Raw genomic sequence first — 16,218 nt, forward strand, 5'->3', positions numbered from 1 at the left:
GGTCAGCCGTGCTGCGGATTGGTCAGGAACACCAGCCGGAACTTGCCGATCTGGACCTCGTCGCCGCCCGACAGGCCGGCCGAGTCGATCCGCTGCCGGTTGACGTAGGTGCCGTTGAGGCTGCCCACGTCCCGGACCGAGAAGCTGCCGCCCTCCCGGGCGAACTCGGCGTGCCGGCGGGACACGGTGACGTCGTCCAGGAAGATGTCGCTCTCGGGGTGGCGTCCCGCCGACGTGCGCTCCTTGTCGAGCAGGAAGCGGCTGCCGGCGTTGGGGCCGCGCTTGACCACCAGCAGGGCGGTGCCCGGCGGCAGCGCCTCGACGGCGACCTGGTCGGAGCCGACGGGCTCCTCGGCGCTCTGGTCGGTGTCGAGGGCCTCGAAGCCGCCGATCGAGATCGTCGACGTCGACTCGCCCGGCGACTCCCGGTAGGGCGGCGGTGGCTGCTGGTGGGGCGCGGGCGAGGGAGGCGTGGCGGTCCGCGTCAGCGGAGTGCCGCAGTTGGAGCAGAAGCGGGCATCATCCGGGTTGGCGTGACCGCACTGCGTGCAGTAGACGCTCGGCATCGATCGGCTCGGCCTCCTACGATCGGCGTGCCACGGGCTCCCTCGCTCTCGCGAGGGCGGCCTGCGCCACGCGCATCCTGTACCAACCCACGCCGGGGACCCGCCCCCGACCACGGTCCGACTCCCCGCCGACCAACACGACGGTTGCCGCAACTTACGCGGGTAGTGCCCGAGGGGTCAACTGGATCGGGGAGCCGACGACCCTCAAGCTACCTTCGATAATGATCGCAGGTCTACGCCGCCGCGCGGACGAGCCCCGATCACCACCCCGCCGCCCCTCACTCCGACCGTACCGCGCTGACCGTGAGCTTGGCGCGCTGGGTGACGGTCACGCTCGCGCCGGCGTTCTGGAGCGTCCTCACCACGCCGCCGGGAATGTTGACCGCCGTGGTCATGGTGTGCGGGTCGCCGATCGCCAGGAACCGGTACGGCGGCCGCAGGATCCGGCCGTCGGCCTCGACGCCCGCGGCGGCGTCGAGGAAGTAGGTGTTCACCCCGGCCCGTACCTCGTTGATCTGGATCACCTCGGCGCCCGCGTCGCGCAGCTCCTGCAGCGTGTCGAGGAGGTTGATGGAGCGCACCGCGCGGCGCGGATCGCCGATCAGCAGTTCGATCCCGGGCCCCTCGGCCGGGAGGGTGCCCGCGAGCAGCCCGTAGGTGGTCGCCCGCCGCCGTGCCTCCTCCAGGGCCGTGCCGCCCTGGACGTCGCGTTCGAGCTCGGCCTTGGTGCCCTCCAGGTCGCGCAGGTCGCCGCGGAGCCGCTCGGACCGCTGCGAGAGGTCGGACAGGATGCCGACGAGCTCGTCCTGCCGGGCGGTGGCGAACGTGGTGTCCCGCTGGGTGGACCTGACCTGGGTCACCACCGCGAAGCCCAGGAGCACGCACAGCAGGCCTCCCGCGAGCTGGCCAAGGGTCGTGCGCGGGCGCAGCAGGTCCAGGAGCCCCGGCGGCCTGTCAGGCGTCTGCTCGGGCCTGTGTTCGGGACTCTCCTCCGGCCCGTGCTCGGGAGTGCCGTGCTCGGGAGTGCCGTGCTCGGGAGTGCCGTGCTCGGTGCCGCTCATGCGCCGAAGAGCTTCCGCCGGATGGCCGCCGCGTTCGAGAAGATCCGGATGCCGAGGACCACCACGACGCCGGTGGACAGCTGCGAGCCCACGCCGAGCTGGTCGCCCAGGAAGACGATCAAGGCGGCGATGATGGTGTTGCTGACGAACGAGACCACGAAGACCTTCTCGTCGAAGACGCCCTCCAGCCGCGCCCGGACCCCGCCGAACATGGCGTCCAGGGCGGCGACGATGGCGATCGGCAGGTAGGGCTGCAACCACAGCGGCACGGTCGGCTCGAACAGCAGCCCCAGCACCACCCCGACCACGAGGCCGATCATCGCGATCACGCCCGGCACCCCGCCCCTTCCATGTCCCGTCCCTCCATCATCTCCGTCCGTCCGCCGTCCCGCTCACGGGCGGCGCGTCCCTTCGCCCTGCGCGCGGGCGTGGCGCAGCTGCAGCACCCCTGCGGCGGGGAGACGCGCCCTGCCCGTGCGGCGCGTCTCGTAGCGGATGCCGAACCGGTCCTCCAGCGCCTGCAGCCGGCGGCCCGCCGCGGAGGCGCGCAGGACGTCCTCCAGGCGGTCGCGGTCCCCCAGCGCGGTCACCTCGTACGGGCCGCTCAGCGGCCGGTAGTCCACCAGGATCGCCTCGCCGGCCGTCCGGATCGCCGTGGTCGGCGTCATCCGCTGGCCGTTGATCCCGATCGCCCGGGCCCCGGCCGCCCAGAGCGCGTTCACCAGCACCTGAAGGTCCTGATCATAGACCCGGCCGTCGTCGGCCCGGCGCCGCTCGCCGTCCGCGGGCTCGGCGTCGGCGAGGGTCACGACCAGCGCGGCGCCCTCGACCGGGGCGGCGGCGGCCGCCGCGTCCGCGGCGGCGAGGTCGGCGCGGGCCTGCCGCCCGGCCTCGCTGCGCGCCAGGGCGGCGACGCGCTGCCGCTCGGTCTGCGCCCGCAGCCGGTCGAGCCGCCGCTGGAGCTCGTCGGACTCGGCGGTCCGGGTGCGGATCTCGCCGATGAGCCGGGAGCGCTGCTGCTGGGCCACCGGCTCGCTGCGCCGTACCTCGGCGACGGCGACCGCGATCAGCAGGCCCACGACGATCAGGACCAGCAGGACGCCGCCGTGGCGGAACCGGCCGCGCCGCGCCCCCGGCTGCCCGGCGGCGGCGCGGCGCGCGGCGGCCTCGGTGTAGCCGGGGTCGAGGAGTTTGCCCGCGAACAGGTCCGACAGCAGGGACATGGAGGCGTCCGGACGCCGCCAGCCCCGCGTGTCGCCGTCCCGCCGCGGTTCGCTCACCGCCCAATCATGGCAAGCGCGGCCCGGTGCTCGCGCACGTCAGGGTGGTGCGGCGGGAAATGTGACGCGGAACGCGGCGCCGCCGCCCGGCTCGGAACGGGCCGTGGCGGTGCCGCCGTGCGCCTCGGCGACGGCGGCCACGATCGACAGGCCCAGCCCGGCCCCGCCGTGGTCGCGCGACCGGGCCTCGTCGCCCCGGTAGAAGCGCTCGAAGACCTTGGTGCACTGCTCCGCGGTGAGGCCGGGGCCGGTGTCGGCCACCTCGATGAAGGCCCGGTCCCCCGTCACGCCCGCGCGGACGGTGGCGGGCGCTCCCGCGGGGGTGTGCCGCCGGACGTTGACCAGCAGGTTCCCGACGACCTGCCGCAGCCGTTCGGCGTCCCCGAGGACGGTCACGGGGCCGTCCGCCTCCAGCGAAAGCGGCCGGTCCGGTTCCACGGCGGCCGCGTCGGCGACGGCGTCGGCGGCCAGCACGGCCAGGTCCACCGGCTCGCGTTCCAGCGGGCGGCCCTGGTCGAGCCGGGCCAGCAGCAACATCTCGTCGACCAGCAGGCCCATCCGCTCGGCCTCGGACTCGATCCGGCGCATGGCCTTGGCCAGGTCACCGGGCCGGTCGGCGGCGCCGCGACGGAACAGCTCGGCGTAACCGCGTACGGTCGCCACGGGGGTGCGCAGCTCGTGCGAGGCGTCGGCGATGAAGCGCCGCAGGCGGTCCTCGGAGGCCGCGCGCTCGCGGAACGCCGACTCGATCTGCGCGAGCATGGCGTTCAGCGCGGCGCCGAGCCTGCCGACCTCGGTCTTCGGGCCGGACGCGTCGACGCGGCGCGCGAGGTCGCCGCCGCCGATGGCGCCGGCGGTCTCGGCGATCTCGTCCAGCGGCCGCAGCGCGCGCCGGATCGCGCGCCAGGCCAGGAACGCGACGCCGCCGAGGACGAGCAGGGTCACGGTGAACAGCGTGCCGAGCGTCCGGCCGATCAGCTCGTCCTGCTCGGTGGTGCGCATCGCCATCACCAGCGTGCCGCGCCCGCCGGGCAGCGACGCGGCCCGGATCCGCCAGTCGGGCGCGTGGTCGCCGAACGGCCCCTCCCACCGGTCGCCGCCGGTCACGTGGGCCTCGATCCGCGTGAACCGCTCGCCGTCGGGGTTGCCCTCGTCGGCCTTCCCCGGCCGGACGTCCGCCGGGATAGGCGGCGTCTCGGCGAACGACTCGGTCTGCAGCACCCGTCCGTCCGGGCCGCGCACCTGGAGGAACGAGGGGAACCCGCCGTGCCTGCTCCCGGCCCGCCACAGCCGTCGCAGGTCGTCGGTGGCGGGCGGCAGCGTCAGGCCCTGGCCCCGCTCGGCGCGGGCCGCGATCAGGACCGCCGCCTCCCGGCCGACCTCGGACATGAGCCGGTCGTTGGTGGAGGTCTTCCAGTCGAAGATCGCCGCGATGGTGGAGGCGCCCACGGTGACCAGGCCCAGGGTCAGGAGCACCAGGACGATGAGGATGAGCCGCCGGCGGAGGGACATCAGCCCTCCCTGGGCAGCCGCAGGATGTAGCCGACGCGCGGCACCGTGTGGATCAGGCGCGGGTCGCGGTCGTCGACCTTGCGCCGCAGATAGCTGACGTAGGTCTGGACGACGCCGTCGCTGCCGCCGAAGTCGTACTCCCAGACGTGGTCGAGGATCTGCCGCTTGGACAGGACCCGCCCCGAGTTCAGCATCAGGTAGCGCAGCAGCTTGAACTCGGTCGGGGTGAGCTCGACCAGGGCGCCGCCGCGCCGTACCTCGTAGGTGTCCTCGTCGAGCTCCAGGTCGGCGAAGGCCAGCCGGGCGCGTTCGGCGTCGCGCGGCCGGGCGCGGCGAAGGACGGCCCGGATGCGCGCGATCAGTTCCTCCAGGCTGAACGGCTTGGTCACGTAGTCGTCGCCGCCGACCGTCAGCCCCTTGATCTTGTCCTCGGTGGCGTCGCGGGCCGTCAGGAAGACCACCGGCGCCTCGCAGCCGTCGCGCCGCAGCTTGGCGCAGGTCTCCAGCCCGGATCCGTCCGGGAGCATCACGTCGAGCACGATGAGGTCGGGGGCGAACCGCGCCACCTGGGCGAGGGTCTGCGCGCCCGTCCCGGCCACGGCCGCCTCGAACCCCTCGTAGCGGAGCGCCGTGGCGACCAGATCGGCCAGGTAGGTCTCGTCGTCGACCACGAGGATGCGTGTGGGGGCATGTGTCACGTGCTCAGTCTCGCCCCAGGACCGCTGCGGGCGCAGTGTGAGACCTCTTAGAGATCGCTGTGAGAGGCCGATGCACGGCGCGATGCCGCCGATTCACAGCGATCCCTAAGAGCGTCCACACGGCCGTCGAAGAGTCGGCGGCTGCACTGATCCGCATGCAGAGACTCGCTGGATTCGTGCTGCGGCACAAACTTCTCATCACGCTGCTGTGGCTGGCCGCCACGTGCGCGGGCACGTTCGCGGTCACGCAGGTCACCGACCGGCTCAAGGAGAACTTCGCGCCGCCGGGATCGGCTGCGGCCGACGCCAACGCCGCGATCGCGCGGGTGTACGGCTCGGGCGGCGAGGACAAGCCGCTCATTCCCGTGATCACACTGCCCGCCGGGCAGGGCGTGGACTCGCCGCAGGTCACCGCGGCGCTCCGGAAGGCCTTTGACACCGCCAGGGAACGGCTGGACGCGCGTGTCGTCTCCTACGCCGACACCGGCGACCCGCGCCTGGTCGGGACCGACGGCCGCACCACGTTCGGCCTGGTCTTCCCGCACGAGCGGGCGGGCGCCGGGGGCGGCGGAGGCGAGGACGACGAGGGACCGGACCTGAGCGGCCCGCTCGGCCAGGTGCTGCGGTCGGCGCTGCCCGCCGGAGCGGCGGTCCACGTGACCAGCCTGGACGGCCTTGAGGAGGGCGCGGGGAGCGAGGGGCCCAGCGTGCTCGTCGAAACGGTGATCGGCGGCGTCGGCGCGCTGGTCGTGCTCGCCTTCGTCTTCGGTTCGTTCCTCGCCCTGGTGCCGCTCGCCATCGCCGTCGTGTCGATCCTGACCTCGTTCCTGGCGGTGTACGGGATCACCGGTGTGACCGACGTCAACTTCATGGTGCAGTTCGTCGTGGCGCTGATCGGCCTGGGCGTGGCTGTCGACTACTCGCTGCTGGTGGTGACGCGGTGGCGGGAGGAACGGGCACGCGGCCACGAAGGCGACGAGGCCGTGCGGCGGGCCATGGCCACCGCGGGGCACGCCGTGCTCTTCAGCGCGGCCGCGGTCGCCATCGGGCTGATCGCCATGCTCGTCATGCCGGTGGAGTTCCTGCGCAGCGTCGCGTACGGCGGAATGATCATCCCGACCGTGAGCGCGCTGGCCACGCTCACGCTGCTGCCGGTCGTGCTGGCCACCGTCGGCCCCTGGCTGGACCGGCCCAGGCTCCGCAAGGAGACGGGCCCGAGCCGGGCCTGGACGGCCTGGACGCGGCTGGTGATCCGGTTCCGGTGGGTGGCGGTGCTGGTCGCCACGGCGGCGCTCGCCTCGCTGGCGTACGTCGCGCTCGGAATGAACCTGGGCGAGGCCCACAGCGGCGCCATGGCCAAGTCCGGCCCCGCCCACGCCGGGCTGACGGCCCTGCGCCACGGGGGCGTGCCGTCCGGCGTCCTCACTCCCGTCGACGTGCTCGTGCCCGGCGGCACCGATCCCGCCCGCGTCGCCGCCGAGCTGCGCGCCCTGCCCGGAGTGCACTCCGTGGTGGCGCCCGTGGGAGACGACTGGCGGCGCGGCGGCTCGGCCCTGGTCACCGTCCTGCCCGTCGGCGAGGGCGGCACCGGAGCGGGCAAGGACACGGTGAAGGCGATCCGGGACGCCGTGCCGGCGGGCGCCCGGGTGGGCGGCGAGACCGCCGCCGACCTCGACTTCACCGACAAGGTGTACGGCGCGTTCCCGATCATGCTGGCGGTCATCGGCCTGCTCACGTTCGTGCTGCTGGCCCGGGCGTTCCGGTCGCTGCTGCTGCCGCTGAAGGCCGTGCTGCTCAACCTGCTGTCTCTCGCGGCGGTCCTCGGCTCGACGGTGCTGGTGTGGCAGCAGGGTCACGGCAGCGAGCAGCTGTGGGGCATCTCGGCGACCGGGTCGATCGCCGTCTTCGTCCCGGCGATGGTGTTCGCGTTCCTGTACGGGCTGTCGATGGACTACGAGGTGTTCATCCTGGCCCGGATGCGGGAGGAGTACGACCGCACCGGGTCCACGGAGACGGCCGTCGTCGAGGGCATCGGCCGGACCGGGCGGCTGGTGACCAGCGCGGCGTTGATCCTGTTCCTGGCGTTCGCCTCGCTGGCCGCGGCGCCCATGATCGAGGTCAAGATCTTCGCGACCGGGCTGGGGCTCGGCATCCTGCTCGACGCGACGATCATCCGGGCCCTGCTCGTCCCGGCGATGGTCTCGCTGTTCGGCCGGTGGAACTGGTGGCTGCCCCCGTGGGCGGCGCGGCTCCTGCGCGTGGCGCCGTCAGGGGGCCGCCACGACCGCCTTGGACTTGTCGAGGCCGAGGTGGAGGGCGAGCGCGCCGAGCACGGTGCCCATCGCGTACCGCTGGACGCGCTGCCAGAGCGGCCGCCGCGCTAGGAAGAGCGCGACCGCGCCCGCGCTCAGCACCCAGATCGCGTTGACCGTGAGCGCCACGGCGACCTGGGTCAGGCCGAGCAGCAGGGTCTGCAGCGCCACATTGCCCCGTTCCGGGTCGACGAACTGGGGCAGCAGCGACACGTAGACGATCGCGATCTTCGGGTTGAGGAGGTTGGTCACCAGGCCCATGGTGAACAGCCGGCGCGGCGGGTCCACCGGGAGCTCCTTGGGGGCGAACGGGGAGCCGCCGCCCGGCTTCACCGCCTGCCAGGCCATCCACAGCAGGTAACCCGCGCCCGCCAGCTTGATCGCCGTGTACAGCGCCGGGACCAGCGTGAAGACGGTGGTGAGCCCGGCGGTCGCGGCGAGCACGTACACCACGAACCCGACCGCGACGCCGCCCAGCGAGATCATCCCGGCCCGCCGCCCCTGCGTGATCGTCCGCGAGACCAGATAGATCATGTTGGGTCCCGGCGACAGCACCATGCCGAGCGCGACCACGGCGATTCCCGCCATTGCCCCGAACGTAATCATCACACCCCATCTCCACGGATCTTGCCCCGAGCCTAGACGTCGGCTCTCTCTCGGTGCAATACTGTGATTGCTCTCGGTGCAATGATGGGGATCGCATGGACGACTACCGGCTCATCGCGGACTCGGTCGCGGCCGACATCGCCGCCGGGCGGCTGCGCCCGGGCGACCGGCTCGCGACGCAGCGCCGGTTCGCGCGCGAACGCGGCATCGCCGGCTCCACGGCCGCCCGCGTCTACAAGGAGCTCGCGCGCCGCGGACTCGTCGTCGGCGAGGTCGGCCGCGGCACCTTCGTGCGGTCGGCGGAGCGTGCCCCGGACCTCGCGCTGATCGATCTGGAACGCAACTACCCCGAGGTGCCGGGCCAGGCGGCGCTGCTCACCACCGGGCTCCGGCGGTTCCAGCGTCCCGGCGCCCTGGAGTCGGCGTTGCGCCCGTCGGGCCCCGAGGGGACGCCGGCGGCGCGCGAGGCGGCGGCCGCCCTCCTCGCCCGGCGCGGCTGGAGCCCGGAGCCCGCGCGGCTGCTGTTCGCGGGCAACGGGCGCCAGGCCATCGCCGCCGCGCTCTCGGCCCTCGTGCCCCCGGGTGAGCGCCTCGGCGTCGAGGCGCTCACCTATCCGGTCATCAAGGGCCTCGCGTCCCGGCTCGGCATCACCCTCGTGCCCATCGCGGTCGACGTGCACGGCCTGTGCCCGGACGCGCTGGCCGAGGCCCATCGCTCCGCCCCGCTCAGGGCCGTCTACGTCCAGCCGACCCTGCAGAACCCGTACAGCACGACGATGCCCGTCGCGCGGCGCGCCGAGCTGGCCCGCGTCCTCGAAGCGCTCGGTCTGCGGGCGGTCGAGGACGCGGTCTGGGCGTTCCTGCCGGACGACGCCCCGCCTCCGCTGGCCGCGTTCGCGCCCGGCCACACGATCCTGGCCGACAGCGTCTCCAAACGGCTCTCCCCAGGCCTGACCGCCGGATTCGCGGTCGTGCCGGAGGACAGGGCCGCGGCCTACGCGGCGGCGGTCCGTTCAGGCGCGTGGCTGCCGGCCGGCTTCGCGCTGGACGCCGTGACCGCCTGGATCGAGGAGGGGGTCGTCGCCCAGGTCACCGCGGCCAAGCGCGCCGACGTGACCGCCCGCCAGAAGATCCTCGCCGCGACGCTGGGAGGTTTCCGGCTGCGTTCCGACCCGTGCTCCTACTTCTGCTGGTGGGACCTGCCCGGCTCATGGCGCGCCGAGACGTTCGTCGCCGCCGCGGCGCGCCGCGGCATCGCCGTCACCCCCGCCGCCGCCTTCGTGGTCGGCGGCGGCGGAGCACCCGGCGCCGTGCGCTTCGGCCTCGCCTCTCCCTCGCCCGAGAAGCTGGAACGCGCGCTGGGCGTGCTGGCGACGCTGGCCAGGGGAGCCCCGGAGGACGCCGCGGTCGACTAGACGCGGTGGACGCCCGGCCTGTCGCGTTCGACGGTGTACGACGCCTCGGTACGGCACGCGGCTCCGGGCAGGACGGGCCGGGAGCCCTCCGAGTCGTGGATGCTGCGGACGTCGGTGCGCAGCCCGGTCACGAAGTGCGAGTGGATGTCGCCGCCGAGCAGCACCGCGCCGGGCACGCGTTCGCGCTCGAACTGCCGGAGGATGGCCCGGCGGTCGGCGGTGCGACAACGCGACGAGTTCTCCCGCGCGCCGCACCTGGTGCGCGTCCTCGTCCAGCTCGATGTCGGCGAACACCAGCCGCCGGGGCGGCTCGTCCACGCCGTCGCGGAAACGCCGCAGCACCGCCTCGACGCGGGCCGTCAGCTCGTCGATGCTGAAGGGCTTGGTCAGGTAGTCGTCGCCGCCCAGCCGCAGTACCCGAGGGTGACGGCGCGCAGCTCGCGGATGTCGGGCTCGTCCTCGACCACCAGCAGCCGGGCGCCACGGGGCAGGCTCATGGCGCCCCACCCTGCAGGAGCTTCCTGACTTTTCGCCGAAAATGCGAAGGTCAGGAACCGGCGCGCTCGACGACGGCGGCCCACTCCTCCAGGAGCGACTGCGCGGCGTCCTCGTCGGGACCCTCCGCCCACAGATGCGTGACCGCCTCGGCCGGGTCGGGCAGGACCAGGACCCAGCGGCCGTCGTCCTCGACCACGCGGACGCCGTCGGTGGTGTCGATCGTGCGTTCGCCGGCGGCCTCGACGACATGGCGCATCACCGAGCCCTTGGCCGCCCACGGCGTCGGGACCGACCGCCGCAGCAGGTGCGCCTCGGGGATGCGCTGGTCGATCTGGGAGAGCGTCAGCCGGGTCCGGGCGACCAGGCCGACGAGCCGCACGAACGCGGCGATCCCGTCCACCGTGGTGCTGAACTCGGGCATCACGAACCCGCCCCGGCCGTCCCCGGCGAAGATGATGTCGGGCTCGGCCGCCGCCTTGGTGAGCACGTCCTGCGAGGTCGAGGTCCACTCCACCCGGACGCCGTGGAACCGGCACACCTGCTCGCCGACGCGGGTCGTGGTGACCGGCAGCGCCACCCGCCCGCCGCGCCGTTCGGCGGCGACCAGGTCGAGCATGACCAGCAGCGCGCGGTCGTGACTGATCAGCTCGCCGTTCTCGTCGACCAGCGAGATGCGCTCGCCCACCGGGTCGAACCGCACGCCGAACGCGGCACGGGAGGAGGAGACCAGCTCGCCGAGCCGCTGCAGGTCGCGCATCCGCTCGGCGAGCGTCTCGGTCGGGTTGGCCTCGTCCAGCCTGTTGTTGCGGGTGAGGACCTCCACCCCGACCGTGCCGAGAAGGGTGGGCAGGACCAGCGACACGGTGCCGCCCGCGCAGTCCAGCACGATCTTCAGCTCCGCCTCGCGGACCCCGGTCATGTCCACACGCCGCAGCAGGTCGCGGGTGTAGGTCTCGACGGTGCGCGCCGGATAGGTCAGCTCGGCGATCTCGCCGGGGAACGCCCGGCGGTACTCCTGGCGGCCGAAGACGCGTTCCAGCTTGCGCTGGGCGCCCAGGGACAGGTCGGCGCCGTCGGCGTCGAGGAAGAGGATGTCGACGCCCTGCGGGTCGCCGAGCGTGGTGCGCAGGTAGATGCCGCCCGCGCAGTCCTCCCGCCCGGTCTCGAACCGGGCGGTGGGCAGCGGGGTGGCCTCCAGGTCCTTGACGTTGATGGCGCTCGCGGTGAGCGCGCTGATGACCGCGCGCTTGAGGGTGCGGGCGGCGCGCGAGGCGTCCCGGCCGGTGACGACCGTGGTGCCCTTCTTCAGGGTGGTGGCGTACGCGCTGGCCAGCCGGACCGCGAGCTCGGGCGTGATCTCCACGTTGACCAGCCCGGACACGCCGCGCGGGCCGAACAGGTTGCGCTGCCCGCGCGACTCCCAGATCACGCTGGTGTTGACGACGGCGCCGGCCTCGATCGTCTTGAACGGGTAGACCTTGACGTCGCTCGACACGTACGCCTCGGCCTCGATCACGCACTCGTCGCCGACGACCGCGCCCTCCTCGACGCGGGCGCCCGCCATGATGTCGGTGTTCTTGCCGATCACGCAGCCGCGCAGGTTGGTGGACGGGGCGACGAAGACGTTGTCGTGCACGACGGCACGGTGCAGGAACGCTCCCTCCTTGACGACCACGTTGCTGCCGAGCACGGTGAACTCGCGCAGCTCCACGCCCGCCTCCACCTTGGCGTAGTCGCCGATGTAGAGCGGGCCCTTCAAGATCGCCTCCGGGTCGACCTCGGCCCCCTCGGCGATCCAGACGCCCGGCATGACCTCGAACGCGTCCAGGTCGACGTCCACCTTGCCCGACAGCATGTCGGCCTGGGCCTTCAGGTAGCTCTCGTGGGTGCCGACGTCCTCCCAGTAGCAGTCGGCGACGTAGCCGTAGAGCGCGGCGCCCTCGGCCAGCAGCTTGGGGAACACGTCACCGGACCAGTCGACCGGCTCGCCCGCCGCGACGTGGTCCAGGACCTCCGGCTCCATCACGTAGATGCCGGTGTTGACGGTGTCGGAGAAGACCTGTCCCCAGGTCGGCTTCTCCAGGAACCGCTGGATGCGGCCCTCCTCGTCCACGATGATGATCCCGAACTCCAGCGGGTTGGGCACCCGCTTGAGCCCGATCGTGACCAGCGCGCCGTTGCGCTCGTGGAAGCGCACCATGTCGGTCAGGTCGATGTCGGTGAGCGCGTCCCCGGAGATCACCAGGAACCGGTCGTCGCGCAGCGCCTCCTCGGCGTTCTTGACGCTGCCGGCCGTGCCGAGCGGCATCTCCTCGGTGGCGTAGCTCAGCGACATGCCGAGCTCCTCGCCGTCGCCGAAGTAGTTGCGGATCAGCGCCGCCAGGAACTGCACCGTGACGACGGTCTCGGTCAGCCCGTGCCGCTTGAGCAGGCGCAGCACATGTTCCATGATCGGCCGATTGATGACGGGGAGCAGGGGCTTGGGCTGGTTGGCGGTCATGGGACGCAGCCGCGTCCCTTCGCCGCCCGCCATCACAACGGCCTTCATCGGGGGGTCTCCGCTCCCTTCCGCGCGCCGGCCGACGGAACGGGGGGTGAGGCGCGGTCGGCCAGCACCAACTGCCGCGCCTGTACCCAGTAGAGGACGGCCGCCCACCAGTAGAGGGCGGTGCCCCAGATGGCGAACGACCAGCCGACGACCTTGGCGGTCGTGGCCACGGCCCCGTCATGGTCCCCCAGCAGCAACAGCGGGAACGCGTAGAGCAGGCACATCGTGCCCGCCTTGCCGACGAAGTGCACCGGCAGCGTCCCGCCGTACCCCATCCGCCGGACGATCGGCACGATCGGCGTGATCACCAGCTCGCGGGCGACCAGCAGCGCGATCAGCCACACCGGGATGATCTCCCGGACGGTCAGCCCGATGAGCGTGGCGAGGATGTAGAGCCGGTCGGCGGCGGGGTCCAGGACCATGCCGAGCCTGCTCGTCTGGTTGAGCGCCCGCGCCAGCTTGCCGTCCAGCCAGTCCGACAGGCCCGCGAAGACCAGCAGGCCGAGGGCCCACCAGTCCGCCTCGACCAGGACCAGCCACAGGAAGAGCGGCACCCCCAGCAGCCGCGCGAAACTCAGGAGGTTGGGCACCGTCCAGATCCGGTCCGGTGCTCCTTCCACTTCTTGCACGCCCGCTTGCCGCCCGCCATCCCCCATCGACCGGAGCCTCCCTTCCCTAATGATCCTGACCCTATCGGTAAGGGTTTGAAAGCCCCCCGATAGCGTCCCCGTCATGAGATGGACGCTGCACGGCGAGCGGGCCCTTTACGAGAGCCCCTGGATGGATGTACGGCTGGCCGACGTCGAACTGCCCGACGGGCGCCGGTTCGACCACCACCTGCTGCGGGTGCGGCCCGCGGCCGGCGTGATCGCGGTCGACGGGCAGGACCGGGCTCTGCTCATCTGGCGGCACCGGTTCATCACCGACCAGTGGGGATGGGAGATCCCGGGCGGCCGGGTCGAGGCCGGCGAGGAGCCCGCCGAGGCCGCCGCCCGCGAGCTGGTCGAGGAGACCGGATGGCAGGCCGGGCCGATGCGCCACCTGCTGGACGTCCGGCCCTCGCCCGGTATCCACGATGGTGTTCATCACATCTTCCGGGCGGACGGGGCGGAACGGATCGGGGAGCCCACCGACGTCGAGGCCGAGCGGATCGAGTGGGTGCCGCTCTCGTCGGTGCGGGAACTGATCACGCGGGGGGACATCGGGCAGGCTTCTACCATGGCCGCACTGTTGTACCTCGCCGCCGGCGGCCCCGGATGACCACCACCCTGCCGAGACGAGCGCCGCGCCCACCTCAATGGTGTGGAGACGCACCGCTTCGCGTGAGGGAGTCCACGACCATCGGCAGGGTGGCGGTGACGGCGAAGCCGCCGCCCGGTCCCCGGCCGGTCCGGACCGTCCCGCCCACGCTGCGGGCCCGCTCGGTCATGCCGAGGATGCCGAAGCCCTCCCCGGCGTGCTCGCCCGGCCCGCGCCCGTCGTCGGTCACCGTCAGCCGGAGGTCGCCGTCCGACCGGACGACGCGGACCTCGACCGCGCCGGCCCCGGCGTGCTTGATCACGTTGGTCAGGGCCTCCTGCACGATCCGGTGCGCGACGATCCCGACCTCGGGGGCGGGCTCTCCCTCGCCCAGCTCCACCAGGCGGGCGTCGAGCCCGGCCGCGCGCGCCGCGTTCACCAGCTCGCCGAGGCCGTCCAGCCCGGCCGCCAGCTCGCCGGGCACGCCGGGCCTGTCGGTGCGCCGCAGGACCTGGAGCGTGGCGTGGACCTCCGCCCGGGCGTCGCGGCAGGTCGCGGCGATGGAGTTGAGCGTCCCGGCGAGCTCCTCGCGGTCCAGCGGCCGGTCGCCCGCCACCTGGTGCCCGGCGGCCGCGGCCTGCACGCCGATCACGGTGATGGTGTGCGCGAGCAGGTCGTGCAGGTCGCGGGCGATGCGCAGGCGCTCCTCGGCGACGCGCCGCAGCGCCTCCTCCTCGCGGGTGCGCTCGGCGCGCTCGGCCCGTTCGGTGATCGCCGCGACCCGCGCCCGGTGCACCCGCCATGCCTGGATCGCGATGATCACGGCGACAACGGCCTCCAGCGCGCCGATCTGCTCCAGGCCGCTGCGCTCGCTCGCGCGCATCGCGAAGGTGACCGCGCAGACCGCCAGGATCGCGCACACCGTCATGAGGACGGCCCGCACCCTGCGGCCCAGGAACGCGTAGGTGAACAGCGCGAGGACCGTGGCGGGCACGACCGCGTGGTGCTGGTAGCCCAGGACGTGGAAGGGCAGCACCAGGGCGGCGAAGGCCAGCAGCACCGCACCGGGCCATCGCCTCCGCCACGCGAGCGGCGCGTGGAGGACGACGAGCAGCAGCGCTCCCCCGGGGTCCAGGGTCCGCTCCTCCGGCCAGGCCAGCGTCACCGCCAGCGCGGCTCCCGCCAGGACGGCCGCGATCAGGCCGTCCGTCACCTCTGGCCGCATCCGGCGCACGATCACCACGTTCCATACCGTAACGGAACCTCCCCATGGCCTTCAGGCCGGTGTGCGCGGGCATGAGTCGCGGATGAAGGCCGTCGTCTACGAGGAGGTCCGGCGGGTCGGCGTGCACGACGTCGCCGACGCGGCGGTCGAGGAGCCGTCGGACGCGCTGGTGCGCGTCACGTCCAGCGCGATCTGCGGGACCGACCTGCACATGTACGACGGGCGTACGGGCGCGGAGCCGGGCCTGGTCCTCGGGCACGAGCCCATCGGCGTCGTCGAGGAGACCGGGGCCGCCGTCGACCTGGTGAGGCGCGGCGACCGGGTGGTGATCCCGACCCATCTCTACTGCGGGGTCTGCGTGAACTGCGCCCGCGGCTACTCGGCGGCCTGCATGCGCGTACGGCCCGGTGGATTCGGCGCGGCCTACGGGTACGCGGGCATGGGGCCTTACCGGGGAGCCCAGGCCGAGCTGCTGCGCGTGCCCTACGCCGACGCCAACTGCGTGCGGTTGCCCGGCGAGCCGGGGGACGACCGCGAGGACGACTTCCTCATGCTGGCGGACGCGTTCGTCACGGGCTGGCACGCGACCGAACTGGCGGGCGTCGGCCCCGCCGACACGGTCGCGGTCTTCGGGGCGGGCACCATCGGCCTGCTGGCCGCCTACAGCGCGCGGCTGAGGGGCGCGGCCGAGGTGTACGTGGTCGACCACGTCCCCGAGCGGCTCGCGCTCGCCGAGCGGATCGACACGATCCCGGTCGACCTGCGCGACGGCGATCCCGTCGAGCGCATCAAGGAGCTGCGGCGGCCGCCCGCCGGTGAGGAGGGCCTCGACGGCGTCCGGTGCGGGATCGACGCGGTCGGCTTCCAAGCCGTTGACCGTGCGGACCCCTCTCGCGAGAACCCGCGGCAGGTCGTCTCGGACCTGGCGCGCCTGGTCAACCCCACCGGTCGGCTCGGCATCGCGGGTGTCTATGCCGAGAAGGACCTCTCCCCCGCCCCAACGGGAAACGCCGACGGCAGCATCGACGTGCCGTGGGCCACGCTGTTCGGCAAGGGCGTGCGCGTCGGCTTCGGCCGTACGCACGACCGCCGCTACACCGTCCCGCTGCGCGACCTCGTCATCTCCGGCCGGGCGCGTCCGGGCGTGGTGGTCACCCACCACGCGCCGCTCGACGACGCGCCGGACCTGTACAGGCGCTTCGACCAGCGCGCCGACGGCGTCGTCAAGGCCGTGCTCCACCCGCGCGGCCGGTAGGGC

The 16,218-nt window shown here is 73.2% G+C and carries 15 protein-coding genes; 4 read left to right on the plus strand and 11 right to left on the minus strand.

Annotated elements, in window-relative coordinates; all coding sequences use genetic code 11:
* Positions 1–2: 2 nt before the first annotated feature.
* The 6 genes from odhI to ABD333_RS14580 form a co-directional block, all read right to left on the minus strand.
* Complete coding sequence (odhI, locus tag ABD333_RS14555) at positions 3–566, minus strand: oxoglutarate dehydrogenase inhibitor Odhl (RefSeq protein WP_344541241.1); 564 nt, start codon at positions 564–566, stop codon at positions 3–5.
* 278 nt (positions 567–844) lie between these two features.
* Positions 845–1,627: a DUF881 domain-containing protein gene (locus ABD333_RS14560; RefSeq protein ID WP_344541243.1), complete on the minus strand. Its 783-nt coding sequence runs from the start codon at positions 1,625–1,627 to the stop codon at positions 845–847.
* Positions 1,624–1,947 (minus strand): small basic family protein, encoded by a 324-nt coding sequence (locus ABD333_RS14565; protein ID WP_425546911.1) that lies wholly within the window; start codon positions 1,945–1,947, stop codon positions 1,624–1,626. Before ABD333_RS14565 ends, ABD333_RS14560 begins: the two co-directional genes overlap by 4 nt.
* Positions 1,948–2,019: 72 nt before the next feature.
* Positions 2,020–2,907, minus strand: a complete 888-nt coding sequence (locus ABD333_RS14570) for a DUF881 domain-containing protein (protein ID WP_344541245.1) — start codon at positions 2,905–2,907, stop codon at positions 2,020–2,022.
* A 39-nt stretch (positions 2,908–2,946) separates the two neighbouring features.
* Positions 2,947–4,419, minus strand: a complete 1,473-nt coding sequence (locus ABD333_RS14575) for a sensor histidine kinase (protein WP_344541246.1) — start codon at positions 4,417–4,419, stop codon at positions 2,947–2,949.
* Positions 4,419–5,117, minus strand: a complete 699-nt coding sequence (locus tag ABD333_RS14580) for a response regulator transcription factor (RefSeq protein ID WP_344541247.1) — start codon at positions 5,115–5,117, stop codon at positions 4,419–4,421. The genes ABD333_RS14575 and ABD333_RS14580 overlap by 1 nt, the downstream gene beginning before the upstream one ends.
* A gap of 155 nt (positions 5,118–5,272) precedes the next feature.
* On the opposite strand from ABD333_RS14580, the gene ABD333_RS14585 reads away from it, so the two are divergent.
* Positions 5,273–7,501 carry an MMPL family transporter gene (locus tag ABD333_RS14585; RefSeq protein ID WP_344541248.1) on the plus strand — a complete coding sequence of 743 codons (2,229 nt, stop codon included), beginning with the start codon at positions 5,273–5,275 and terminating at the stop codon, positions 7,499–7,501.
* Here ABD333_RS14585 and ABD333_RS14590 read toward each other — a convergent pair.
* Entirely contained in the window at positions 7,385–8,017 is a 633-nt protein-coding gene (locus ABD333_RS14590; RefSeq protein WP_344541249.1) for a LysE family translocator, read from the minus strand. The two genes, ABD333_RS14585 and ABD333_RS14590, sit on opposite strands and share 117 nt — an antisense overlap.
* Positions 8,018–8,130: 113 nt before the next feature.
* Between ABD333_RS14590 and ABD333_RS14595 the strand changes: the two genes are divergently transcribed.
* On the plus strand, positions 8,131–9,450 hold the full coding sequence (locus tag ABD333_RS14595; RefSeq protein WP_344541250.1) for an aminotransferase-like domain-containing protein: 1,320 nt from the start codon (positions 8,131–8,133) through the stop codon (positions 9,448–9,450).
* Here ABD333_RS14595 and ABD333_RS14600 read toward each other — a convergent pair.
* The 3 genes from ABD333_RS14600 to clsA all read right to left on the minus strand — a co-directional run bounded on the left by ABD333_RS14600 (position 9,447) and on the right by clsA (position 13,152).
* Positions 9,447–9,626: a hypothetical protein gene (locus tag ABD333_RS14600; protein ID WP_344541251.1), complete on the minus strand. Its 180-nt coding sequence runs from the start codon at positions 9,624–9,626 to the stop codon at positions 9,447–9,449. The genes ABD333_RS14595 and ABD333_RS14600 overlap by 4 nt on opposite strands.
* 371 nt (positions 9,627–9,997) lie before the next feature.
* A complete protein-coding gene (locus ABD333_RS14605; protein WP_344541253.1) occupies positions 9,998–12,496 on the minus strand; it encodes a sugar phosphate nucleotidyltransferase in 2,499 nt (832 codons plus the stop codon).
* The gene (gene clsA, locus ABD333_RS14610; protein ID WP_410558664.1) at positions 12,493–13,152 is read right to left on the minus strand and encodes a cardiolipin synthase ClsA; all 660 of its coding nucleotides are present in this window, start codon (positions 13,150–13,152) and stop codon (positions 12,493–12,495) included. The genes ABD333_RS14605 and clsA overlap by 4 nt, the downstream gene beginning before the upstream one ends.
* A 76-nt stretch (positions 13,153–13,228) precedes the next feature.
* Between clsA and ABD333_RS14615 the strand changes: the two genes are divergently transcribed.
* Positions 13,229–13,756: an NUDIX domain-containing protein gene (locus ABD333_RS14615; protein WP_344541256.1), complete on the plus strand. Its 528-nt coding sequence runs from the start codon at positions 13,229–13,231 to the stop codon at positions 13,754–13,756.
* A gap of 34 nt (positions 13,757–13,790) precedes the next feature.
* On the opposite strand, the gene ABD333_RS14620 is transcribed toward ABD333_RS14615, so the two are convergent.
* Positions 13,791–14,978 (minus strand): sensor histidine kinase, encoded by a 1,188-nt coding sequence (locus ABD333_RS14620; protein ID WP_344541257.1) that lies wholly within the window; start codon positions 14,976–14,978, stop codon positions 13,791–13,793.
* Between the two features lie 64 nt (positions 14,979–15,042).
* On the opposite strand from ABD333_RS14620, the gene ABD333_RS14625 reads away from it, so the two are divergent.
* On the plus strand, positions 15,043–16,215 hold the full coding sequence (locus ABD333_RS14625; RefSeq protein ID WP_344541259.1) for a glutathione-independent formaldehyde dehydrogenase: 1,173 nt from the start codon (positions 15,043–15,045) through the stop codon (positions 16,213–16,215).
* Positions 16,216–16,218 lie beyond the last annotated feature (3 nt).

The sequence above is a fragment of the Actinomadura fulvescens genome, from assembly GCF_039533225.1.
Taxonomy (GTDB): domain Bacteria; phylum Actinomycetota; class Actinomycetes; order Streptosporangiales; family Streptosporangiaceae; genus Spirillospora; species Spirillospora fulvescens.